24 protein-coding genes and 1 tRNA gene are annotated in these 22,067 nt (G+C 39.4%); 4 read left to right on the plus strand and 21 right to left on the minus strand.

Annotated features, from left to right (window positions below; all coding sequences use genetic code 11):
* From BKM32_RS13885 to BKM32_RS13930, 10 genes are all read right to left on the minus strand, one after another.
* Entirely contained in the window at positions 1-615 is a 615-nt protein-coding gene (locus BKM32_RS13885; RefSeq protein WP_076664388.1) for a DUF5683 domain-containing protein, read from the minus strand.
* A complete protein-coding gene (locus tag BKM32_RS13890; protein WP_076664390.1) occupies positions 605-1,516 on the minus strand; it encodes a ParB/RepB/Spo0J family partition protein in 912 nt (303 codons plus the stop codon). Before BKM32_RS13890 ends, BKM32_RS13885 begins: the two co-directional genes overlap by 11 nt.
* On the minus strand, positions 1,516-2,280 hold the full coding sequence (locus tag BKM32_RS13895; protein WP_053975545.1) for a ParA family protein: 765 nt from the start codon (positions 2,278-2,280) through the stop codon (positions 1,516-1,518). Before BKM32_RS13895 ends, BKM32_RS13890 begins: the two co-directional genes overlap by 1 nt.
* A 146-nt stretch (positions 2,281-2,426) precedes the next feature.
* Positions 2,427-4,553, minus strand: coding sequence for a methylmalonyl-CoA mutase (gene scpA / locus BKM32_RS13900; RefSeq protein WP_076664392.1), 2,127 nt, complete (start codon positions 4,551-4,553; stop codon positions 2,427-2,429).
* Entirely contained in the window at positions 4,553-5,185 is a 633-nt protein-coding gene (locus BKM32_RS13905; RefSeq protein WP_123812124.1) for a hypothetical protein, read from the minus strand. Before BKM32_RS13905 ends, scpA begins: the two co-directional genes overlap by 1 nt.
* Before the next feature lie 2 nt (positions 5,186-5,187).
* The gene (locus BKM32_RS13910) at positions 5,188-5,847 is read right to left on the minus strand and encodes a hypothetical protein (RefSeq protein ID WP_076664396.1); all 660 of its coding nucleotides are present in this window, start codon (positions 5,845-5,847) and stop codon (positions 5,188-5,190) included.
* Between the two features lie 17 nt (positions 5,848-5,864).
* Positions 5,865-7,217, minus strand: coding sequence for a methylmalonyl-CoA mutase subunit beta (locus BKM32_RS13915; RefSeq protein ID WP_076664398.1), 1,353 nt, complete (start codon positions 7,215-7,217; stop codon positions 5,865-5,867).
* The gene (locus tag BKM32_RS13920; protein ID WP_076664400.1) at positions 7,210-7,533 is read right to left on the minus strand and encodes a septum formation initiator family protein; all 324 of its coding nucleotides are present in this window, start codon (positions 7,531-7,533) and stop codon (positions 7,210-7,212) included. The genes BKM32_RS13915 and BKM32_RS13920 overlap by 8 nt, the downstream gene beginning before the upstream one ends.
* A 5-nt stretch (positions 7,534-7,538) precedes the next feature.
* The gene (gene udk, locus BKM32_RS13925) at positions 7,539-8,144 is read right to left on the minus strand and encodes a uridine kinase (protein ID WP_076664402.1); all 606 of its coding nucleotides are present in this window, start codon (positions 8,142-8,144) and stop codon (positions 7,539-7,541) included.
* Between the two features lie 47 nt (positions 8,145-8,191).
* Positions 8,192-8,605 (minus strand): cytochrome c, encoded by a 414-nt coding sequence (locus BKM32_RS13930; protein ID WP_083702197.1) that lies wholly within the window; start codon positions 8,603-8,605, stop codon positions 8,192-8,194.
* A gap of 600 nt (positions 8,606-9,205) precedes the next feature.
* Here BKM32_RS13930 and BKM32_RS13935 point away from each other — a divergent pair.
* Positions 9,206-9,280: transfer RNA gene (locus BKM32_RS13935), tRNA-Pro, on the plus strand.
* Between the two features lie 355 nt (positions 9,281-9,635).
* Here BKM32_RS13935 and BKM32_RS13940 read toward each other — a convergent pair.
* From BKM32_RS13940 to rho, 10 genes are all read right to left on the minus strand, one after another.
* Positions 9,636-10,337, minus strand: a complete 702-nt coding sequence (locus BKM32_RS13940) for a hypothetical protein (protein ID WP_076664404.1) — start codon at positions 10,335-10,337, stop codon at positions 9,636-9,638.
* A gap of 268 nt (positions 10,338-10,605) precedes the next feature.
* Complete coding sequence (locus BKM32_RS13945; RefSeq protein ID WP_076664406.1) at positions 10,606-11,328, minus strand: hypothetical protein; 723 nt, start codon at positions 11,326-11,328, stop codon at positions 10,606-10,608.
* 122 nt (positions 11,329-11,450) lie between these two features.
* Positions 11,451-11,729: a hypothetical protein gene (locus BKM32_RS16585; RefSeq protein ID WP_253187464.1), complete on the minus strand. Its 279-nt coding sequence runs from the start codon at positions 11,727-11,729 to the stop codon at positions 11,451-11,453.
* A 303-nt stretch (positions 11,730-12,032) separates the two neighbouring features.
* Positions 12,033-13,322 carry a retropepsin-like aspartic protease gene (locus BKM32_RS13955; protein ID WP_083702193.1) on the minus strand — a complete coding sequence of 430 codons (1,290 nt, stop codon included), beginning with the start codon at positions 13,320-13,322 and terminating at the stop codon, positions 12,033-12,035.
* Positions 13,323-13,358: 36 nt separating this feature from the next.
* Entirely contained in the window at positions 13,359-14,012 is a 654-nt protein-coding gene (locus BKM32_RS13960) for a head GIN domain-containing protein (RefSeq protein WP_076664410.1), read from the minus strand.
* 67 nt (positions 14,013-14,079) lie between these two features.
* Positions 14,080-14,622, minus strand: coding sequence for a Crp/Fnr family transcriptional regulator (locus BKM32_RS13965; RefSeq protein ID WP_076664412.1), 543 nt, complete (start codon positions 14,620-14,622; stop codon positions 14,080-14,082).
* 109 nt (positions 14,623-14,731) lie between these two features.
* Positions 14,732-15,706, minus strand: coding sequence for a permease (locus BKM32_RS13970; protein ID WP_076664414.1), 975 nt, complete (start codon positions 15,704-15,706; stop codon positions 14,732-14,734).
* A 70-nt stretch (positions 15,707-15,776) separates the two neighbouring features.
* Positions 15,777-16,013 carry a thioredoxin family protein gene (locus BKM32_RS13975; RefSeq protein WP_076664416.1) on the minus strand — a complete coding sequence of 79 codons (237 nt, stop codon included), beginning with the start codon at positions 16,011-16,013 and terminating at the stop codon, positions 15,777-15,779.
* Positions 16,014-16,098: 85 nt separating this feature from the next.
* Positions 16,099-16,404, minus strand: coding sequence for a helix-turn-helix transcriptional regulator (locus tag BKM32_RS13980; protein ID WP_123812126.1), 306 nt, complete (start codon positions 16,402-16,404; stop codon positions 16,099-16,101).
* Positions 16,405-16,523: 119 nt separating this feature from the next.
* Positions 16,524-18,221 carry a transcription termination factor Rho gene (gene rho, locus BKM32_RS13985; RefSeq protein WP_053975520.1) on the minus strand — a complete coding sequence of 566 codons (1,698 nt, stop codon included), beginning with the start codon at positions 18,219-18,221 and terminating at the stop codon, positions 16,524-16,526.
* 221 nt (positions 18,222-18,442) lie between these two features.
* On the opposite strand from rho, the gene BKM32_RS13990 reads away from it, so the two are divergent.
* Complete coding sequence (locus BKM32_RS13990) at positions 18,443-18,853, plus strand: DUF4293 domain-containing protein (protein ID WP_076664418.1); 411 nt, start codon at positions 18,443-18,445, stop codon at positions 18,851-18,853.
* Positions 18,854-18,936: 83 nt separating this feature from the next.
* Here the strand turns inward: BKM32_RS13990 and BKM32_RS13995 are convergent, their stop codons facing one another.
* Positions 18,937-19,428 (minus strand): metallophosphoesterase, encoded by a 492-nt coding sequence (locus BKM32_RS13995; protein ID WP_076664420.1) that lies wholly within the window; start codon positions 19,426-19,428, stop codon positions 18,937-18,939.
* A 105-nt stretch (positions 19,429-19,533) separates the two neighbouring features.
* Here BKM32_RS13995 and truA point away from each other — a divergent pair, with 105 nt between their 5' ends.
* Positions 19,534-20,277, plus strand: coding sequence for a tRNA pseudouridine(38-40) synthase TruA (gene truA / locus BKM32_RS14000; RefSeq protein WP_076664422.1), 744 nt, complete (start codon positions 19,534-19,536; stop codon positions 20,275-20,277).
* Positions 20,278-20,285: 8 nt separating this feature from the next.
* On the plus strand, positions 20,286-22,052 hold the full coding sequence (locus tag BKM32_RS14005; RefSeq protein ID WP_053975516.1) for an ABC transporter ATP-binding protein: 1,767 nt from the start codon (positions 20,286-20,288) through the stop codon (positions 22,050-22,052).
* The last annotated feature ends 15 nt before the right edge of the window (positions 22,053-22,067 follow it).

The following is a 22,067-nucleotide window of genomic DNA, read 5'->3' on the forward strand; positions in this document are numbered from 1 at the left end:
CTAAAATTTAAAATTGAGGGTAAGTCCCAAATCGGAACTATTATCTTGTTCGTTATATTTAAAGTGAGGTTTCAATGCCAAGTTCTCGTCGATGTTGTATTGCAGTAAATGCGCGTCGACATTGGCATCTATAATGTTAAGGGCATATAGTCCTAAGGTCACCAAGAGTGACACTTCTTTGTTGCTTCGCAAGGTTTTTTGGGCTCTGATCAAACCATCCCTGGAAAGGCGCGGATTCTCCAAAGGATTTCCTTCAGAATCTTCACCCCAAAACTCATCATCCTTAAAACCTGCCAAACGGCGTTTGTAGGCATCACGGTAGCGGTCGTACTGCTTACTATTGTCTACATAAAAGTAAATACCGGTTCCCAATGCTGCATAAACAATCGGGATTTTCCAGTATTTCTTGTTGTAGGCCTGTCCCAAACCAGGTAACACAGCAGAATAGAAAGCAGCCTTTGAAGGAGCCAATATATTCAATGGACGACGTTTTACGCTGTCTTGTACCACCATTAGGTCGGTGTTTACAGCTGTGCTGTCCGTTTGAGTTTGAGCGTTACCTGAAAGATGACATAGGATGAAAAAAAGCGTACTATAAAAAAGCTTATTTGACACCTTTAACTAATTTTTGCATACGGTTAAAATCTTCTTCGGAATGGAAGGGAATGGAAATGGTTCCTTTACCATTCTTGGAAACTTTAACCTTAATTTTGTGTCCAAAGTATTCCGAGAACTCCTTAATTCCATCTTTGATGAACACAGGTAGTTCTTGTTCGCCTGATTTGCTTTTCGGTACTTTAACTGTCTTTTCTTCTTGGTAGGTTTTTACCAAGGCTTCGGTATCACGTACGGATAATTTATTGGAAATGATTTTTTCGTAAATCTCCAATTGGGCGTTTTGATCCTCAATATTGATAATCGCACGACCATGCCCCATGGAAATAAAGCCATCACGCATGCCTGTTTGGATGATTGGATCCAATTTTAACAAACGGAGGTAGTTGGCAATGGTAGAGCGCTTTTTTCCCACACGATCGCTCATTTGTTCCTGAGTAAGGTTGATTTCATCAATCAAACGTTGGTAGGACAAAGCGATTTCTATAGGATCCAGATCTTGACGTTGGATGTTCTCCACCAAGGCCATTTCCAAAGACTCTTGGTCGTTGGCAATACGGATGTAGGCCGGAATGGTTTCCAAGCCCAATAATTTGGAGGCTCTAAAACGACGCTCTCCAGATACCAATTGGTATTTGTTGAAATCTAATTTTCTAACCGTAATAGGTTGGATGACCCCAAGTTCCTTAATGGAAGTGGCCAATTCACGAAGGGCTTCTTCGTTAAAATTGGTACGGGGCTGGAATGGATTGATTTCAATGGAAGTGATATCCAAATCGACAATATTTCCAATAACCTTATCGGCATTTTTATCTTGAACAGAACTTATATCATTAGTTGGGTCCTTAAGAAGTGCGGAAAGTCCTCTTCCTAAGGCCTGCTTTTTTACTACCTTCGCCATTACTCATTCTTTTTAATGATTTCTTTCGCCAAATTTAAATAATTTACGGCGCCTTTACTGGTCACGTCATAGTTGATGATGCTTTCACCATAACTAGGCGCTTCCCCCAAACGTACATTACGTTGGATGATGGTTTCAAACACCATATCGCTAAAGTGTTTTTGAACCTCCTCAACCACTTGGTTGGACAAGCGTAAACGGGCGTCGTACATGGTTAACAACATGCCCTCGATATCCAAATCCTGGTTGTGGATTTTTTGAACACTCTTGATGGTGTTCAACAGTTTGCCCAATCCTTCCAAAGCAAAATATTCACACTGGATAGGAATTACTACGGAGTCCGAAGCGGTTAGGGCGTTCAAGGTCAAAAGGCCCAAAGATGGGGCACAGTCGATCAAGATATAGTCATAAGTTGACTTTAAGTGGCCTATGGCCTTTTTCATCATGTATTCACGTTGGTCCTTATCAACCAATTCAATTTCGATAGCCACCAAGTCGATGTGCGCAGGAATGATGTCTACGTTAGGGGACTCGGTTGGCATAATGCATTCCTCTACGGGCAATGTATGCTCCAATAATTGATAGGTTCCAATTTCAATGCTTTCAACATCAATACCAAGGCCTGAGGTTGCATTGGCCTGAGGATCGGCATCGATAAGCAATACTTTTTTTTCTAAAGCACCTAAAGAAGCGGCTAAGTTTACCGAGGTCGTTGTCTTTCCAACGCCTCCTTTTTGATTTGCAATTGCAATGATTTTACCCATTAATTGATTTGGTTTTTGTCTTGGTAAAAATACGATTATTTGCGAGTTTAAAAAACGTTAATTGTTAACAAACGTTAAACGTTTATTTTCAAAGCAGTCTTGGTCTCGCAAGGGTTTATTGGGGCTATATGTGGTGGTGATACTCTTTATTCGTCAATCAAAATTTCTAAAATTTGAATGGCTGCATCGCTAATCTTGGTTCCAGGACCAAATACAGCTACTGCGCCGGCATCAAATAAATATTGGTAATCCTGTTTTGGGATTACCCCGCCAACAATTACTAAAATGTCTTCACGGCCATAGGCTTTGAGGGCTTCTACTACCTGTGGTACCAGGGTTTTATGACCGGCGGCCAAAGAGGATACTCCCAACACGTGGACGTCGTTTTCAACAGCCTGTTTGGCAGCTTCCTGAGGGGTCTGGAACAATGGACCAATATCCACGTCAAAACCGATGTCGGCATATCCTGTGGCGACCACTTTGGCGCCACGATCGTGACCGTCCTGGCCCATTTTGGCAATCATGATACGCGGTCTGCGACCATCTTGATTGGCGAATGTATCGGCTAATTCCCTTGCTTTTTTAAAGGAATCGTCTTCTTTTATTTCTTTACTGTACACACCTGAAACTGATTTTATTTGCGCTTTGTAACGTCCGAAGACTGTTTCCAAAGCATCACTGATTTCTCCTAAAGTAGCACGTTCGCGGGCCGCTTCTACGGCTAGGGCCAATAAATTTTCGGCACTGCTGTGGGCGGCTTCGGTTAATTTTGAAAGGGCCTGTTGTACGGCTTCGTTGTTACGCTTGGCCTTTAGGCTATTTAAGCGTTCTATCTGTTGGTTTCGTACGGTTTGGTTGTCTACTTCCAAGGTTTGGATGGGCGCTTCGTGCTCCAATCTGTAGTTATTCACCCCAACAATGATATCCTGTCCAGAATCGATGCGGGCCTGTTTACGGGCCGCCGCTTCCTCGATTCTCATTTTTGGGATACCGGCCTCGATAGCTTTGGTCATTCCTCCATGTGCTTCTACTTCTTCAATGAGCGCCCAAGCCTTTTCTGCAATGTCATGGGTAAGTTTTTCTACGTAATAACTGCCTCCCCAAGGATCCACAGTTTTGGTAATCTGGGTTTCTTCCTGAAGGTAGATTTGTGTATTTCTTGCAATACGTGCCGAAAAATCCGTTGGGAGTGCAATGGCCTCATCCAAGGCATTGGTATGCAAGGATTGGGTGCCTCCAAACGCTGCTGCAGCAGCTTCTATACAGGTTCGAGCCACATTGTTGAAGGGATCTTGTTCCGTCAAGCTCCATCCCGAAGTTTGACAGTGGGTACGCAATGCCAGTGATTTTTCATTTTTAGGATTGAATTGCTTCAGGAGTTTTGCCCAGAGCATTCTGGCCGCCCTCATTTTGGCAATTTCCATAAAGTGGTTCATCCCAATGGCCCAAAAGAAGGATAGGCGAGGCGCAAAAGTGTCGATGTCCATACCTGCATCCAATCCTTTACGGATGTATTCCAATCCGTCGGCCAAGGTGTATGCCAATTCAATATCGCAGGTAGCGCCGGCTTCCTGCATATGGTAGCCCGAAATACTGATACTGTTGAATTTTGGCATGTGTTGGCTGGTGTATTCAAAAATATCCGAAATGATCTTCATAGAAGGTGTAGGCGGGTAGATGTAGGTATTACGCACCATAAATTCCTTTAGAATATCATTTTGAATGGTTCCAGAGAGCTGTTCTGGTTTTACGTCTTGTTCTTCGGCTGCTACAATGTAAAAGGCCATGATGGGCAATACGGCACCGTTCATGGTCATGGAAACGCTCATTTTGTCTAATGGAATTTGGTCGAAAAGCACTTTCATGTCCTCAACGGAGTCTATGGCTACTCCTGCTTTTCCAACGTCTCCCACCACACGGTCGTGGTCGGAGTCATAGCCTCTGTGGGTTGCCAAATCGAAGGCTACGGATAGTCCTTTTTGACCAGCTGCCAAATTTCTTCTGTAAAAGGCATTACTTTCCTGCGCTGTGGAAAAACCGGCATATTGCCTGATGGTCCAAGGGCGCCTTACGTACATGGTACTGTAAGGCCCACGTAAATTGGGCGCGATCCCTGCCACGAAATTAAGGTGGTCCACTTCCTCCAAATCGGCTTTGGAATAGGTGTTTTTTACCGGAATGTCCTCGGCCGTTTGAAAGGTTTCCTGAACGCTCTTTTCGGGAGCTTCCAAGGTCCTTTTGAGGGTGATATGTTGAAGGTTCTTTCTTTGCATTAGAGTATCATTTTTTGAAGGTAGGGATCAAAATCCACTTCAAACGGAGTGGTTAGATTTATCATTACCGTTTTTTTGTTCCCAGACAGTATATAACTGGCGCTGTAGGCCGTAATTTGTGTCTCCTTATTATCAACGCGATAGACCGCTTTGAATATTTGGGTGCCCGCATTGGAACTGTATTTTGCTGTTATTTTATTGAATTCCAAATCGGAGCCTGTGGTTGTTTGTTCGTAGTTTAGCCTGATGAGCCCCAATAGTTGTTGGGCGTCCCTCTTGATTATAGGGGTAAACGGCATGGTGTTTATACTGTAAGTAGCGCCATTTCCCTTATCGAAAAATAGATAATGATTGCCTTCCATTTCCCTTAAATGCCTAAGCCTTCTAGTTTCAAATTCATAGGCTTCTTTGGTAAGCATAGAATCCAACATCTGTTGGTATTCCACCGCCGAATATTTTACAAATGAGTCCGGCAGAAATATTTTTATGGCGTCGTCATCCAATTGGAAATAGTCGCCATATATTTCACTTCCTTCTATAGGTTCCGCCCAATTGTTGACTTGCTGTGCCACCTGCATACAAGAGGTTAGTGTTAGGAACAAGAGGGATATGGAAAGCAGTTTTTTATACATGATTAGTGGTTGTGTCCTTCGTGGTTGTCTTCCTGTTTAGGAGGTGTCTGGTTGAAATCAACATTAGAGGCTGCTTCCACTTTTGAAAAGTCGATGTTGAGCATTTTTGCATAATACATGTCCAAAGCCACAAAAAGCGCCAAATATTTGTCTTTGTTTAGCACGGTAGTCTGTTTTCTAATGGCTTCTCCATACATTCTGTAGCTCATGCTGTTTGTATCCAATAAGGCTTTAAAAGTGGTTTTGAAACCAGACTCGGTCATGTTGGTGCTCACACACTCTACAATTGGGTTGTTGTAGTTTAGGTGGTATTCGGTGCCATCGGTAACCCAAAGCCCTTGTTGGGTTTTTAAGGCTCCCAAAACTTCCTTGGTATGGTCTGAAGCCATGGTTGTATAATCAATTCTTTTGGTTCTCACCGCATTGAAAAACTGGGTGTAGGCTCTATTGCTGTTTTTCTTTTCGTCTCCATAGGTATCCAAAAGATCGGTTTCAAAAGATTGCAGGGCTTCGTTCAATAGTAAGGAGTCCTTACTGTTGCAGAGCTTAATCTCGTTGCGGTTGGCATATATTAAAGGAATGTCCGGCGTGCTGGATTCCTGTTTGCAGTTGAACAAGGTAAAACTTAAGATTACTGATAATGTCACTAATTTAAATTTCATAATTTTAAATGATTTGGTTATTCTGATTTGATTCGTTGTTGTTCCAAAGCTTCGGCCAAGCGTCTCTCTACGATTGGCGGCAGAAGTGTCTTTACCGGATTGGTTTTGACAAAGGGGTAAAGCTCCAACTCGTCTTTCATTCTATCCTTTGGGTTGGGGTGTTTGTTGGTTCCTAAAAGGACCAATTCACCTTTGTTAAAGGCTTCCTGCTCCTTGGAGGCGCTTTCTTTTATTTTACGTTGAATAGTGCCTTCCTTTAACTGTTTCAACAGGCCGCCCTGTTGCTCAATGTCCTTGAACAATTCCAGAGCTTTGTCCGCCAACTGGTCTGTGACCTGTTCAATATAATAGGCGCCATCGGCAGGATTGTTCACCTTGTTGAAATAACTTTCATGTTTCAGTACCAAGAGTTGGTTACGGGCAATACGCGCACCAAATTCGTTGTCTTTGTGGTAAATGGCGTCATAGGCCAAATTGCCCACAGTGTCGGCCCCTCCCAAAATGGCCGCCATGCACTCGGTCGTAGTGCGTAGCATGTTGGTATTATAATCGTATAAGGTTTTGTTGCGCTTGGTAGGGGTGGCAATGATATGGCAGGTTTCGTCTACATTATATTCTGAAGCTAGTGAGGCCCAAAGCAAACGTAAGGCTCTAAGCTTGGCAATTTCAAAAAAGTAATTGCTGCCCACAGACACTTGGAAGGTGGCTTTAATACTAGGGTTGCTATCCAAGTGGGTTAGGTATTCGTTGGCGTGGGCTAGGGCATAGGCCAGTTCCTGTATATGGTTGGCTCCCGCATTTTGGTATAGCCCCATATTGATGGTAATGCCGTTGGTTTCGGCGACGATGGCTTTGTAAGCTTCGATATCGCTATTTAGATTGCGGTACCAGTTTCCTGTTTTTGCCAAATTTCCAATAATGTCAATATGTATCGCGAAAGGCGTGTTGCCCAAAAGTGCCTTTAATTCCTTTACAAACTCATCTGAGCAAAACTGCAGGGTGAAATGAAAGGTGGTTTTAGAGTTCAGCAGGCCTTCCATTAGGGCGTTTAAGTCAACTCCGGAAGAAGGAATGACAAAGGTGATGCTTTCCGCACCACGGTTAAGAACCTTTTTGGCTTTGGCATTGGATTTTGCTTCATCGGCTACAAAAATGGTCTGGTTGATGGTCCATTGAGAAGCTTGAGTACTTGGATTTGGAAAGGGCAATTCCATTTCATCCAAATGGTAAAAAGGCCTTACATCGATGCCTTCGTTGGTATTCCAAATAAGGGTGTCGTTATAATCGGCTCCTTTAAGGTCGACCTGTATTTTCTGCTTCCATTGTTTGGAAGAGACCTCTTGAAATTCGTTGAATGCCAATTTAGTCATGGTTCGATTGTGTTTTTAAGCTGTCTTCGTATTCGATAATGTATATCTCCTCGTTCGCTTTTTTCATATAATATTTTTCTCGGGCCAATTTTTCAAGGCCTTCTTCTGTACTCAGGGCTTTGATGGCTTTCTTGTCTTTTGCAATCTCTTTTTTGTAGTACTCTTTTTCATCTTCCAATTCTTCAATATCGGTATTGAGTTCATGGTGGATGAGCCAGGAGTTGGCATCAAAAAACAGCATCCAAACGGCAAAGCCCAACAAGATGAGCACGAATGGATTTTTAAGGGGCTTAAGGTATTTTATTTTAAAGGTCAACGCGTTTATAAACTTTGGTTGATAATGGATTTTACGATGTCTATGGCCACCGTGTTGTATCTGTTGTTAGGAATGATGATGTCGGCATATTCCTTTGTTGGTTCAATGAACTGTTCGTGCATGGGCTTGAGGGTGTCCTGATAGCGTGACAGGACTTCGTCCAGATCTCTTCCACGTTCTGAGATATCCCTTTTCAAACGGCGAATCAAGCGCTCGTCACTATCGGCATGCACGTAGATTTTTATGTCGAACAATTTGCGCAGTTCGGGGTGGGTAAGGATCAAAATGCCTTCTACAATCATTACTTTGGTAGGAGCAGTTTTTACGGTTTCGCCCGTGCGGTTGTGCTTTACGAAGGAATAGATAGGTTGCTCTATGGTATTGCCCTCTTTCAGTTCTTTGAGATGCGCCTCCATGAGCTCAAAATCGATGGATCTTGGATGGTCGAAATTGATGGCCGTACGTTCCTCGTAAGTAAGGTGTGAGGTGTCCCTGTAGTAAGAATCCTGCGATATTATACCAATCTCACCATCAGGCGATTGTTCGAGTATCTGGTTCACTACCGTTGTCTTGCCACAGCCGGTTCCTCCTGCAATCCCTATAATTAGCATAATTCTTCTTTTATTAATGAAGCAAATTTAAATATTTACAAGAATAATCAAGGGCGAATTTCCGAAACTTCTTTTTCCGTAACCATTTTATCAGACTCATTGCCCCATGAATTGGTGATGTAATTCATGACATCGGCTACCTGTTTATCGGACAATCCCAATGGGGCCATAGAGCCCTTGAAGGTGTTGCCATTGACCACGATGGTTCCGGAAAGTCCATATTTGATAGCTTTGATGCTCTCTGCTCTTTTGTTCATGAGGTAATCGGCTTTAGCCAAGGGAGGAAATGCTTTTGGGAGGCCTTCTCCGTTGGCCATATGGCAGGTCATGCAAAAGCTTTCATACACCACTTTGCCTTTTTTGATGCTGTCTTGTAACGATGACTTTTGTACCGGTGTATAGTAGTTTGTCCCAGCTCCAAAGGAGAGGTAAAGCGAAATAAAGAGTGTGTATAGATTCATTATGTTGAGCGTAATAGTTTGATAATTTATGAGCATATCCAATCTCTAAACCAAAGAGTTCGATGTTCTTCCAAAGCTACTTTGCTAAGGAGGAAATAAGCGTTGTCAAGGTACTGAAATTTTAAAGTTTGGCCAATAAATTTCCTTTACAAATGGGATGTTAATGTTAAGGAAAAAAGGCATGCATTGGGTGTAGGTTAGATTTATGGGAGCAAAACGCATCTTGAACAATTTTTTTGGTTTTAATTTTTTTTGTTGTGATGACAAAAGAGCGATTGGAAGCCTATTCATGGTTGTTAGGGAAGTTTATAGTGGCTTTATTTATCTTCAATGTTTGGGTAGTCAATGGTTTGTGGATGTTTAATACAGTAAGGCAAAAGAGGATATTTGTCCTAATTTAACTGCTGAAATTTTGACTACTATTAGGGAATTTTATAAGGTTTTTAAATTTCTGAAGAAATGTTGTTGGTTTTTCAATAAAAGCTATATATTTGCACACCCAATTTAAGAGCATTTCAATGTTCTTAATGGATTAGATAACCACTCGGGGTGTAGCCTCTCGACAAGCTCGAGATAAACTACGCAACGAGATCACACTTACGGGGTGTAGCGTAGCCCGGTTATCGCGCCTGCTTTGGGAGCAGGAGGTCGCAGGTTCGAATCCTGCCACCCCGACAAAAAGCCGAACAGCAATGTTCGGCTTTTTTTGTGGATTGAATTCAGCAGAGAGTATTTAGATATTGGTATTTTGTAGTGAGCCCTTCGAAAAGCTCAGGGTGACGGCGTATTGACTTCTCGATATGATGTTTCCTGCGGTAACTTCACTTGAAGTGACGGAACAGTTTAAATATAGGTGTCTTTTACGATTCGACTATAGCATTGATAATGTGTGCAATCGCAAAGCAATGAGGAGGGAGCAATTATTAAAGATGTCTTCTAAGTGGGGCTTTGTAACAATTTTTTATTGTTCTGTATCGTCTGTAAAATGATTTTCAATTGTAGTTTTATTTTCTAACAAGTCTCTTACAATTTAATTGTTAGCAATAATCTCAGTGAATTTTTTCTGTGCTTTTGTGAATTCTTTTATTAATTGTATTGGATTAGGGAAACAGATTAGAACATCTTCTTTTTTGTTCAACTTTTTAAATAATTCTTTATTCTTCTTATCACCGGCATAAAATACGTTTACGAAGTTAGAATCAATGGTGGGATTTGTTCTTTTTATTATCTCATCAATTAATTCTTCGCTATCAATTTCTATCCTAACTTTTCTTCCTTCGTAGGTCCAGCTAGGATGATGAACTAGCATAAAGGATTTAGGGTGTTTTAGAAAATTAGCCCATCTTTTTACATCCTGAAAAACTCTAAAGTGTTTACTCTTGTAAGATTCTTGTAATTGTATTATGTCAAAGTACTCGTATATAGATTCCACTTGCAGATATAACAAAAGAATAAAATTTGTAAAGGTCAAATGTATATCATTGAAATTTCGATATTGAATTAAAAAGTTTTCAATTCGTAGATTACTTTCATTCAAATTACAAGCAACGCAATTATGACCTTTATGAAAATTATTGTGAATGTTACAAAATAGAGTATTATACTCTTCATCATAATGTTCAGTTATGAATAGGTCAAATACGTCTTCAAAAATTGATTTTAAATTATCTGATTCTTCATCGAAACCAGAGTTATAATATTGTTGGATAAAATCTCGTGTTATTTTGTTCATATCAAAATTGTTCGCAACAAAGTACTGAAGCTTATATATGCGCTTTTGGTTTTTATTACCTATAAAGTTAGGTGTTTTTCTAATCAGAATGTAAGAAAATACTATGAGTTATTAAAAGTTATCAATAGGAGTAGTGCCTTCTCGATACGCTGTTTCCTGCGTTAACAGCACTCGAAGTGACGAGGGAGTAAGTAGTGAGTAGTGAACCCTTTGGCTATAACTTGAGGAACGGGTATAAACAAAATCCGAGAGGTTTTTAAAGGAATAGTTAAGAGCTGGTAATGGATTGTATCCAATGTTGTTTATAGTTTTCCCCAGTTTCTAAAATCGGTATATAAAAGTCCATATCAGATAAGATTTGCTTATGAAATTCTGTATTTCTTTTTTTGTCTATAAATGTCAAGTTGATATGAACTACACAATTATGTTTTCTTAAATTTGTCTTTAAAGAGCGTTCCATTTGTCCATTTTTATCTAAAATTTCATAGTAGCCCACTGGTTTAATAAACTCTATTGCATCGAAACAATAAGTTAGGTGAATTACAAAATTTTCGAAATCAAATTCCCAGTAGTTCCCAGCAGAAACATCTTTAGTTAAAATCGAATTGCATATTTTGATGTCAACTTCAGAAACTTGAGTGGAGTCTGATGCAGATTCAATTTTTATATTTTGTACAAAGCAAATATCATCATCATTAATATTCCATTCTTTAATTCCTGAATAGCTTCTTTGGGCACTGAATACTGTGTTATTGATCCAGTCAGAAATTTCTTTTTCCTCTAAATTGCTAAATTCAATATTTTTACTTTTTGCATAGTTTAATATAGCTAATGAAACATCATTTTCTTTTAGTTCTTTGAATTTTACTATGGCATCAGTTGGACTCTGGCAGTTAACTTGTTTTATTCCTATAATAGTCTTCGCTTTATCTGCATTACATCCAAAAAGCAGAATAGCAAAAACTAATGTTCTTAAAATAATTTTATTCATAATCAAGCTAATTTATAGACAACATAGGGCTAAACATAATGTTTTTAATATCCATTACAGCGGTCATGACTTTTAGTTAGGATAAAGGTTATTGTTGATTCAGAAAAGACGATAGACTGTTATTAAACACCCAATTTTTTAAGTAGACTTGTTAATTCCGCTTCCTTTTGTGTGCCTATCAGGAATTTTTTACCATTTAAAAGCTCAATAGCCAAGCCTTTGTTGCCTTTCATATTGTAGACGGTACCATATTTGGTCCAAAGACGGATGCCCCAACCTCCAACAAACCCATAATTGATTACTTGGGCCGTTTTGATGTCGCTCCATTTGGTGGTCTTTTTTACAAAGGGAAAGAAACTCATTTCAATGCCGCTTTTGTTGATTCTGGTTGTCAATTTCATGACAAAAAAAAGTGCAACCAAAGCAAAGATGAAACAAGCGAAGCCCATAAGTCCGAGGTCTGATATGGGTTTGTCTCCAAAAGGTTATTTCAGAATGAACTGTTTGTAAATGCCCACAAGTGGCATAATGCCAATGGGAATTAAGATAAGCCAAAGCCACCATTGGGTGAATTTTTGTTGTTCGGTAAACTCAGGTTTCATGTATGGGTTGGTTAAGGATTACTCGCAAATACCTTTAATAAAAAGGTTAGAATAAATTTAAGAAAATTCCTTCTATAATAACTGAGATTTATTTGGTTTCTTTCATTTAAAAATAACCGAGCTGTATTTGAAACTTATGATCATTTCATCAAATTGTTTGATAAAGTCTTGACCAAGATTGCCATAGAAATGATCGGCGTCTGCTTCTATATCGTTTTTATGAAGTTGTATGCTGCTTAAAGAGGTTTTGGAATTACCAATGGTTAAGGGGATGCTATCCATAATATAACCTTCAAATTCAATAATGCCACCCGCACTGCCAGAGGTAAAGGTTTGGGAGGTATAGCGCTGTTCAATCTCCTTTTTATATTTTCTAAAAAATGGGGCATATAATGAGGTGCTTTTGGCGCCCGTATCAAATCCAAAGCTTAATGTGTCATTTTGGTATTCTATAGCGATTATAGGTGTGAGGCCGTCCAAAGCAAAGTTGTTTTGCTTATAGTCAATTGGTGTTTTTGGAGTGGAGATAGTATTGTCTTTGGAAATGCGTACTTCCTCCATGGCTTCAATAACTGGGAAGCCAATAATTCCGTTGATAAAATATTCTATCTGAGGAAAGGAAATGTCCTCATCGTTCAAAACCAAAAACACCACATTTTTAAAGGTGAGATTTCCTATGCTGAGTTCCTTAGCGATAGCCAGATCGCTATCTACCTTTTCACCCGTGAAGGCCGTGACATAAAAGTCAGATTCGATGTAGGTGAGGCCTAGTTCTTCTACAAGGGATCGTTTTATTACCGAAATATTGGCACCCGTATCAAAAATGTAATTGTAGGTTTTATTGTTAATCGAGGCATCGATATTAAAAAGTCCAACCTTGTCTTTGGTCATGGGGATTGTGGCGTCCTCATTTTTGATGATTTCTTGAGGAGGTATGGATGATAGAGATGTCCAAATCTTCCATTCGTTTTCTAAATTTTCAATTTTAGAGGAGTCATTGACAAGACGATAGTTTTTTAAGATATGCTCACTGGCTTCAGCTGCTTCCTTATATTGGTACAGATTGACATGGTTTAACAGTCTGGTATTGTACAGGGTATTGAACATGGTATCATTTAGATGTAATGTTTCCATATTGAGCAGTTTAGCAATTTTCGAATTGGATGCTTCCAAGTCGTTAAACCGATTTAGAATGATAGCCTCATAGTAGAGGCTATTTTCTTTGCTCAAATTATTTTTTTGAGAGCGATACTGCTTTTTTAATTTAAAGAAGTCCTGTACTTCAATTAAACTATCCAATTCTTGGGTTAGTTTGGTATCATCAATTAGTTTTTTGGTGGATTGGGCACAGGACAGCGTTATTGCTATAATGGAAAGCATCAAGTATCTCATAAATGACTATATTGTTTAGGTTGGTTTTGAACTCTTTTAGTTGACATTAGTCACTTCTCCGGATCCTGTAATTTGGGCGGAGATAACGGGATTACCAAGATAATAAATATTACCGCTACCTTCAATGTTTACGTCCAACTGATTGCTGCAATTGATTTCGCAATCGCCGCTGCCTTCAATTTTTATGTCGCCGTGGTCTATAAAGAAATCAAACCCGTGAAAGTCCCCGGTTCCTTCGTTCGTAAAGGTTAGACCTTCGGATATCCCGTATATAGAAATGTCTCCGGTTCCAGAATTATCGATTTTAAAATTGCCTGCTAGATCGACATCCATCACGGTAATGTCTCCGGTACCAGAATTTTTAATACTGGTAATATTTTCTACCTGAATTGTGGCTTTTACCGTGATGTCTCTGTAGTTTTTATCCTCGTCCAAGTATAACTTTAGGGTGTTGTTGCTCACCTCTGTTTTAACCAAATGAATGATGTTATTGTCGGCTGTGATCTCCACCAATTGGTCGCTGCTCTGGATGATATTGACTTCAAAAACACCTTCACTTTCAATTTTAGTGAAGGTTGGCAACTCTCTGGATTGGGTGGTTTCAATACCTGATCCTTCGATGGTGTCAACGGAACAGGCGCACAATAGGAATAGGGCAAAGGCTAGTGAAATTACAGATTGTTTTGTCATGATTTTACGTTTTTATGATTGATGAAACAAAACTATGATGCTGAAAATATCTTTACATTGATTTAAATCAATATTTTACAGCTTTTAATCTGGCTCTTATCCGCGACAATGTTTCTGGGGTCATGTCTAAATAAGATGCAATGATATGGTGGGGAATACGGTTAAAAAGCGAGCTGTTCAGGGCATTGAATTCCAAGAGCCTTTGTGTGACATTTTGAGTAAGACCAGCGAGTTCTTTTTTGTGTTTTTCAATAATGAACTCCTTTAGTTTGGCACTTTCAAAAGCGAGAAAATCTGGTTGGGATGTACTTAGGCTGTCAAGTTCTTCTTTTGTCCAGTATAACAGTTTGGCATTTAATAGGGCCTGACAGTTTATATACGAGGATTCCCCTGTCCAAAAACTGATGTTGGAGGAATAGAAAAAATCATTCTCTTTGGAAAGTCTTATGGTTTTTTCATTCCCCTTTAAATCAATAACAAAATGCCTTACCACACCTTCTTTGACAAAGTAGGCTCTTTTCGAAATGTCTCCCTGACGTAAGATGTAGTCGTTTTTGAAATATTCAATGTCGTGACCGGATTTTAAGAATTGTTCTATTGAAAATGCCATCTTATAAGTTTCTATGGTTATAAGACGACAAATAATTGAATTTGTAACAGTTACTGTGTTGTTTGGAATTGTTCAAGGGCAATTCACATACATAAAACAGGGGAAAGTTTCAAAGCAGCACATTAAACAGGAATCCCGATAATATGATGAAGAGGGTTACCACACTAAAATAGATGGCGATGAGTTTAGTGGTCATTACTTTTTTGAGTAGGGTAGCCTCAGGGAAGGAGAGTCCCACGGTAGCCATCATAAAGGCAATTGCGGTGCCAAGTGGGATGCCTTTGGCCACAAATACTTGGATGACGGGAACAATCCCAGCGGCATTGGCATACATGGGAACGGCGAGTATGACGGCTAAGGGTACTGTCCACCATTGTGAACCGCTCAAATAGTGTTCAAAAAAGTTTTCAGGGACATAGCCATGCATGGCTGCTCCAATGGCAAGGCCCAAAATAACATATGGGGTCACGCTTTTTACAATTTGCCAAGCATCTCTGACTATACCAGGCAAACGTTGCATAAAACTTGAAGTTTCCTCTTCATATAGTGACTCTTGTTGGTTTTTGGTTAGTAGTTTTTTTACCCAATCTGTGAGCAAGGGGTCTAGGTTGAATTTCCTTAATACCCAACCGCCAGCAGAACCCAATAGGATTCCTGATACAACATAAATGAGAGTGGTTTTTAGTCCAAACAAGCCTAAAAACATTGCTATGGCAACTTCATTTACCAAAGGAGAGGTGATGAGAAAGGCCAAAGTAACACTTAAGGGAATCCCTCCCCGTACAAACCCTATGAACAATGGTACAGAGGAGCAGGAACAAAATGGGGTGATGGCTCCAAAAAAGGAGGCAAAGATATATTCCAAGCCAAATAGCTCTTTTTTGGAGAGGTAATTTTTAAGGCGCTCCACAGGGAAGTAGGTATTCACCATTCCCATTAGGAGCACCATAAAAAAAAGCAGTAACCCTATTTTTAAACTGTCGTAGACAAAGAAATTGAGCGCTTTTCCCAAATGGGTTTCTGGAGCCAAGCCAAAAACGCTATAAATAAGCCAATCCGCAAACTGTAGTATCCAATTGAACATAATTCATGTTTTGGAGTCTTCGTCATCTAGACGGAGGCCAAAGGTTCTCTTTTTTCCAATAGTAAAAGGATTAGTTTTTTAAAAGCTCTATAATTTCACTGGTAAGCGGGACCCTGCCCTTGATTTTTATTTCATCATCAATCACCAGCGCAGGTGTGGACATGATATTGTATTTCAACATTTCTTCGATGTCTTCTACTTTTTCTACCTGAGCTTCTTTATGGGTTTGCTTAAGAGCCTCCAGAACATTGTTGTAGGTGGTTTTGCATTTGGCACAACCGGGACCTAAGACTTTTATCCGTGTCATTTTTTGAAGGTATGATTCTATTCGTAAAGATACGAACATATATCAAAAGTTCGTAATAATACGAACAGTATTTTTAAAAAAAACTTTAGCCAAAGACTTTGCTAAGAAGGGATTTGGCTAGGGCAAAATTTTCTTTGTGAATACAGTACTTCGTCGTAGGAGGGGTAATGTCTCCTTGGATAAGGCCTGCCTCTTTGAGTTCCTTTAAATGTTGTGACAGGGTGGATTTTGCAATAGGAAGTTCCTCTGCCATATCTCCGTGATAGCAACAGGCTTGAGAATGTAACAATTCCAAAATGGCAATCCGTACGGGGTGTGCCAATGCCTTGGCAAATCTTGCCGTGAGTTCTTGTTCTTTTGTGAAATACTCATTTTTAGGAATGTTAGACATGTCTTTTTTAGTTTTTATTTGCTAAGATATAGAACAATAAGTAGAATTTATTGGATAATTTAAAAACCCCACGAAGAATATCATGGGGTTAAATATACAATGTTTAAAATACTCAATTTCTATCCATTCATGGAGATCAGGAACTCTTCGTTGTTTCTGGTTTGTTTAAAGCGATCGTTGATAAACTCCATAGCCTCTACAGGGTTCATATCGGCAAGGTATTTTCTCATTACCCACATTCTTTGAATGGTGTTGTCGTCCAGTAACAAATCGTCTCTACGGGTACTTGAAGACGTAAGATCGATAGCAGGGAAGATTCTACGGTTGGAGATTTTTCTGTCCAATTGCAGTTCCATGTTACCTGTTCCTTTAAATTCTTCAAAGATTACCTCGTCCATTTTAGAACCTGTTTCGGTTAATGCTGTTGCGATAATGGTCAAAGAACCTCCATTTTCAATATTACGCGCAGCTCCAAAGAAACGTTTTGGTTTGTGAAGCGCATTGGCATCAACACCACCACTTAATATTTTACCAGAAGCAGGCTGTACAGTATTGTACGCTCTGGCCAATCTTGTAATGGAATCTAAAAGGATTACCACATCGTGACCACATTCAACCAAACGTTTGGCTTTTTCCAATACAATATTGGCAATTTTTACGTGTTCGTGAGCTTCTTTATCAAACGTCGAAGCAATTACTTCACCACGCACGTTTCGTTGCATGTCTGTAACCTCCTCTGGACGTTCGTCAATCAACAAAATCATTTGGTATACTTCAGGGTGGTTTGCCGCAATGGCGTTTGCCACATCCTTAAGAAGCATAGTTTTACCAGTTTTTGGCTGAGCAACGATCATTCCACGTTGTCCCTTTCCGATAGGAGAGAACAAATCCATAATTCTTGTAGAAATAGTGGCTTGTTTTTCAGCGATATTGAATTTCTCCTGAGGGAACAAAGGTGTTAAGTGCTCAAAAGAAACACGGTCTCTAACCACTTCAGGTTTTTGACCATTAATCTTACTTACTTTAATTAAAGGGAAATACTTTTCACCTTCCTTTGGCGGGCGCACATGTCCTAAAACGGTATCTCCAGTTTTTAACCCAAACAATCTAATTTGTGATTGCGATACATAAATATCGTCAGGTGAAGACAAATAATTATAATCTGAAGAGCGAAGGAAACCGTAGCCGTCTTGCATGATGTCCAAAACGCCTTCACTTTTTATAATTGCATCAAATTCGTAATCAGGTTCACGGTAGCGGTTTCTGGTGTCCTTGTTACCGTTGTTTCCTTGATGTTCGTTTTTGTTATCTCTTTGATTTTGCTTGTTGTCGTTGCGTTGCTTTTTGTCAGACTCTTTAGGACGCTGTTTGATGTTCTTGTCGTTGGTTTTCTTTTGTTCGGCAACGGCAGGGGCAGCTGTTTCGGCTGCTTTAGGTTCTTTAGGGGCAGGAGCGGCCTCTTTTTTGGCTTCAGCAAATTCCATTTGCTGTTGTTCTTTTTGTTGGGTGGCTGGTTTTTTTATACGCTCTCTTTTCTTTCTAGGGGCTCTTTCGGGCTGAGTGGTTTCTTTTTTCTCAGGTTGCGATTTATTCGTGCTAGCCGGAGCGGTTTCTTTTTTCTCAGGTTGCGCTTCATTAGTGCTGGCCTGAGCGATGATTTCTTTTTTGAAGGCTTCCGGATTGGCTGCCTGATGATCTAGGATTTGGTATACCAAATCCAATTTTTTAAGGGTGCGGAACTTAGGTACGTCTAATTGCTTAGCGATTTCCTGTAGCTCGGAAAGCTTCTTTTCCTTTAATTGCGAAATTTCAAACATGTATATTAATAAAAAATAATGTAATATTTACTGAATTGATTTGATTCGAAGTTTTCTGAAATTGAAATAAATGGGAAAAACTAGAAAAAAATCTGAAGATTTAATAGGCTGTAAACCTTTTGGGTAGCAGCTTACTTATGCAATAATACAATTTTATTTTATAATTTAATACATCTTTTAAAAAGAAACTCTTAGTTTTGTGGCTAAATTTTTAAAAATAGATGCTACAGCGTATTCAAACTGTTTATTTATTGATTGCTACTGGTATTTCGGCCGGTTTGAGTTTTGTATTCCATTTATGGACTACCTCTGAGGGGGCACCTTTTTTTGCCAAAGACAATATATTGTATTTAGGTTTGTTTTTATTGTCAGCAATATTATCTTTGGTGTCTGTATTTAGATATAACAATAGGAAGTCACAATTTGTATTGGGACGACTTAACATCATATTGAACTTTATTTTATTAGGATTATTTGTATATCAATCTCTAAATTTATCTGGAGAAGCAGATGTTTCTGAGAAAGGTATTGGGATTCTTCTTCCTATCTTTTCTATCGTATTTTTGGTTTTAGCCAATAAAGCCATCAAAAGGGATGAAGATCTTGTAAAATCTGTAGATCGATTACGATAAAACCTTATATCTTAATTATTTTAGTGCGTAAAAAACCCAGAGCGAAAGTTCTGGGTTTTTTTATGGGGTATTTGAAATAGGGTTTAGCGTTTGAATTCTATCACTTCCAAATTGTCAATTTTGGGGCCATCTATGGTAAAACGCAGCATGGTTCTTACTTTGTGAAACCCATGTGTGCCAACAGCTCCAGGATTCATGTGGAGTAGGTTCAATTTCTTATCGGGCATAACCTTTAGTATATGCGAGTGCCCACAGATAAATAGCCTCGGGGGATTTTCATAAATCTCAGGTTTTACCCTAGGGTTGTAACGTGGAGGATAGCCTCCAATATGGGTAATCCATACATCTACATCTTCGCACATAAAACGGTTATTTTCGGGGAATTCGGTTCTAACTTTGGTATCATCAATATTCCCATAAACAGCTCTTAAAGGTTTTAAGGCTTTAATGGCGTCTGTTACTTTTAAGTCACCAATATCTCCTGCATGCCACACTTCATCAGCCTGTTTTACATATTTAAGGATGTCGTCATCTATATAGCTGTGGGTATCTGAGAGTAAAAGTATCCGTTTCATCTTTAGGAATGGAAAATCGTTTTTCCTTTTTTTAAATATTAGATTCCTGCCTTAGCGGGAATAACTTTATCTTTGTGGGTTCATAAGCAAAATTAAGATTTTCGATTGAGATATTTTATTGAATTGTCATACAACGGCAAGGCCTACCATGGTTGGCAAAACCAGCCCAATGCCATTTCGGTGCAGGAAGTTTTGGAAAAGGCATTGTCCATGTTGTTGCAGGAGGACATAGCGATTGTAGGAGCGGGAAGAACGGATACTGGGGTGCATGCTTCGCAGATGTTTGCCCATTTTGATACCGATAAAGAGGTGGAAGACCTTAACTTGGTATTCAGACTAAATTCGTTTCTGCCAAAGGATGTCGCTATTCATGATATTTTCAGGGTGAAGGAAGATGCCCATGCACGTTTTGATGCTACTGGAAGGACTTATCATTATAAAATTTCCAATCGTAAAAATGTGTTTTCTTTTGATTATGCTTATTTAATGACCGCTTCTTTAGATGTGGAAAAGATGAATGAAGCCTGTGAAATATTGAAACAGTATAAGGACTTTCAGTGTTTTTCTAAGACCAACACAGATGTAAAAACATATATATGTGATATCAAGGAAGCCATGTGGGAGGAGGCTAATGGCGAACTTACTTTTATCATTACCGCCGATAGGTTTTTACGAAACATGGTAAGAGCCATTGTGGGCACTATGGTGAACATAGGTTTAGGCAAAACTTCTTTGGAAGATCTACATCAAATTATCGCATCCAAGAGTAGAAGTGAAGCTGGTTTTTCGGTACCGGCACACGGATTATATTTAACGGAGGTGGTCTATCCCGAATCAATAAAACTATAAAGTAAGTTATGTCCAAGAAAGGAAATGTTTTTGATGTCACCTTGTTCAAGCGCTTAATGCACTATACGCGCCCTTACAAAAAAGTGTTTTGGTGGACCATGGCTTTTGTAGTGGGGCTTGCTGTATTTGGAGCGATACGTCCCAAAATTTTACAGCTGGCCATAGATACAAAAATGGCAACCCACGAGTATGATGGCTTCTTGAACTATATCCTATTAATGGTATTGGTATTGGTGTTGGAGGTAGTTTGCCAATTGCTGTTCATTTATTATGCTTCCTGGTTGGGACAATCGGTAGTAAAGGATATTCGGGTGAAACTTTTCAAGCATATGCTAAGTTTCAAAATGAAGTATTTTGATAACTCTTCCGTAGGAATTTTGATTACACGAGCCGTAACCGATATGGAACGTATTGCCGATATTTTTGGTGAAGGCCTTTTTATGATTTTTAGTGATGTTCTTAAAATGCTTGCTGTGGGAGCAATGATGTTTTATATGAATTGGGAATTGTCATTAATTGTCTTTACTACTTTACCCTTGGTGTTATTTGCTACTAGAATTTTCCAAAAGTACATGAAGTTGGCTTTCCAGGATGTAAGGACGGAAGTGTCCAACTTAAATAGTTTTGTTCAGGAGCGTGTGACGGGAATGAAGATTTTGCAGTTGTTTACCCGAGAAGATATTGAGTACAAGAACTTCATGGCCATTAACGAGCGCCATAAAAAAGGGTGGTTGAAAACGGTATGGTATAACTCCATTTTCTTTCCAGTAGCGGAATTTCTATCTTCCATTACCATTGGGTTAGTGGTGTGGTATGGTGGACTACAAGTCATAAACGACAGCACAGCTTCGGTGGGTGAATTGACAGCTTTTATCATGATGATCCCTATGTTGTTCAGACCTTTGAACCAAATAGCCAATAAGTTCAATACCTTGCAAATGGGTATGGTGGCGGCCGATAGGGTGTTTAAGGTGTTGGATACAACCTCTCAAATAGACGATACCGGTTCTTTGGAAGCCGAACATTTTAAAGGGGATATTTCCTTTAGGGATGTGCGTTTTTCGTATGTGGAAAATGAAGAAGTGCTGAAAGGAGTGTCGTTTGAGGTGAAAGCAGGACAAACGGTGGCCATTGTTGGTGCTACCGGTGCTGGAAAATCTACCATTATCAATTTGTTGAACCGTTTTTATGACATTCAGAGTGGACATATCTTAATCGATGGGATTGACATCAAGGATATGACGCTTAAATCATTAAGGGCTCAGATTGCTGTGGTGTTACAAAACGTCTTTTTGTTTGCTGATACTATTTTCAACAATATCACTTTAAACGATCCGAATATTACACAGGAGGAGGTGGAGACTGCAGCTAAGAATATTGGGATTCATGATTTTATCATGAGTTTGCCTAACGGCTACCAATATAATGTGAAGGAACGCGGTGTAATGTTGTCTTCTGGGCAACGTCAACTGATTTCCTTTTTAAGAGCCTATGTTACCAATCCTAGTGTGTTGGTATTGGATGAAGCCACATCTTCAGTCGATTCCCATTCCGAACAATTGATTCAGGATGCTACCGATAAAATCACAAAAGGCCGAACTTCTATTGTTATTGCCCATAGATTGGCCACCATCAAAAAGGCTGATATGATTTTGGTGATGGATGCAGGGAAAATAGTGGAGCAGGGGACTCATAAGGAATTGCTCAAGAAAACAGATGGCTACTACAAAAATCTGTATGAAGTGCAGTTTATGAAAGAGGAAGTGGCTTCTTAATCCTTTTTTTTATGG

It is taken from the genome of Mangrovimonas sp. DI 80 (genome assembly GCF_001975575.1).
GTDB lineage: Bacteria > Bacteroidota > Bacteroidia > Flavobacteriales > Flavobacteriaceae > Mangrovimonas_A > Mangrovimonas_A xylaniphaga.

Coding starts and splice junctions, on each gene's coding strand:
- BKM32_RS13890 (WP_076664390.1), bottom strand. CDS start 1,516: ATGGCGAAGGTAGTAAAAAAGCAGGCCTTAGGAAGAGGACTTTCCGCA.
- BKM32_RS13895 (WP_053975545.1), bottom strand. CDS start 2,280: ATGGGTAAAATCATTGCAATTGCAAATCAAAAAGGAGGCGTTGGAAAG.
- scpA (WP_076664392.1), bottom strand. CDS start 4,553: ATGCAAAGAAAGAACCTTCAACATATCACCCTCAAAAGGACCTTGGAA.
- BKM32_RS13905 (WP_123812124.1), bottom strand. CDS start 5,185: ATGTATAAAAAACTGCTTTCCATATCCCTCTTGTTCCTAACACTAACC.
- BKM32_RS13910 (WP_076664396.1), bottom strand. CDS start 5,847: ATGAAATTTAAATTAGTGACATTATCAGTAATCTTAAGTTTTACCTTG.
- BKM32_RS13915 (WP_076664398.1), bottom strand. CDS start 7,217: ATGACTAAATTGGCATTCAACGAATTTCAAGAGGTCTCTTCCAAACAA.
- udk (WP_076664402.1), bottom strand. CDS start 8,144: ATGCTAATTATAGGGATTGCAGGAGGAACCGGCTGTGGCAAGACAACG.
- BKM32_RS13930 (WP_083702197.1), bottom strand. CDS start 8,605: ATGAATCTATACACACTCTTTATTTCGCTTTACCTCTCCTTTGGAGCT.
- BKM32_RS13940 (WP_076664404.1), bottom strand. CDS start 10,337: ATGAACAAAATAACACGAGATTTTATCCAACAATATTATAACTCTGGT.
- BKM32_RS13945 (WP_076664406.1), bottom strand. CDS start 11,328: ATGAATAAAATTATTTTAAGAACATTAGTTTTTGCTATTCTGCTTTTT.
- BKM32_RS16585 (WP_253187464.1), bottom strand. CDS start 11,729: ATGAAATTGACAACCAGAATCAACAAAAGCGGCATTGAAATGAGTTTC.
- BKM32_RS13955 (WP_083702193.1), bottom strand. CDS start 13,322: ATGAGATACTTGATGCTTTCCATTATAGCAATAACGCTGTCCTGTGCC.
- BKM32_RS13960 (WP_076664410.1), bottom strand. CDS start 14,012: ATGACAAAACAATCTGTAATTTCACTAGCCTTTGCCCTATTCCTATTG.
- BKM32_RS13965 (WP_076664412.1), bottom strand. CDS start 14,622: ATGGCATTTTCAATAGAACAATTCTTAAAATCCGGTCACGACATTGAA.
- BKM32_RS13970 (WP_076664414.1), bottom strand. CDS start 15,706: ATGTTCAATTGGATACTACAGTTTGCGGATTGGCTTATTTATAGCGTT.
- BKM32_RS13975 (WP_076664416.1), bottom strand. CDS start 16,013: ATGACACGGATAAAAGTCTTAGGTCCCGGTTGTGCCAAATGCAAAACC.
- BKM32_RS13980 (WP_123812126.1), bottom strand. CDS start 16,404: ATGTCTAACATTCCTAAAAATGAGTATTTCACAAAAGAACAAGAACTC.
- rho (WP_053975520.1), bottom strand. CDS start 18,221: ATGTTTGAAATTTCGCAATTAAAGGAAAAGAAGCTTTCCGAGCTACAG.
- BKM32_RS13990 (WP_076664418.1), top strand. CDS start 18,443: ATGCTACAGCGTATTCAAACTGTTTATTTATTGATTGCTACTGGTATT.
- BKM32_RS13995 (WP_076664420.1), bottom strand. CDS start 19,428: ATGAAACGGATACTTTTACTCTCAGATACCCACAGCTATATAGATGAC.
- BKM32_RS14005 (WP_053975516.1), top strand. CDS start 20,286: ATGTCCAAGAAAGGAAATGTTTTTGATGTCACCTTGTTCAAGCGCTTA.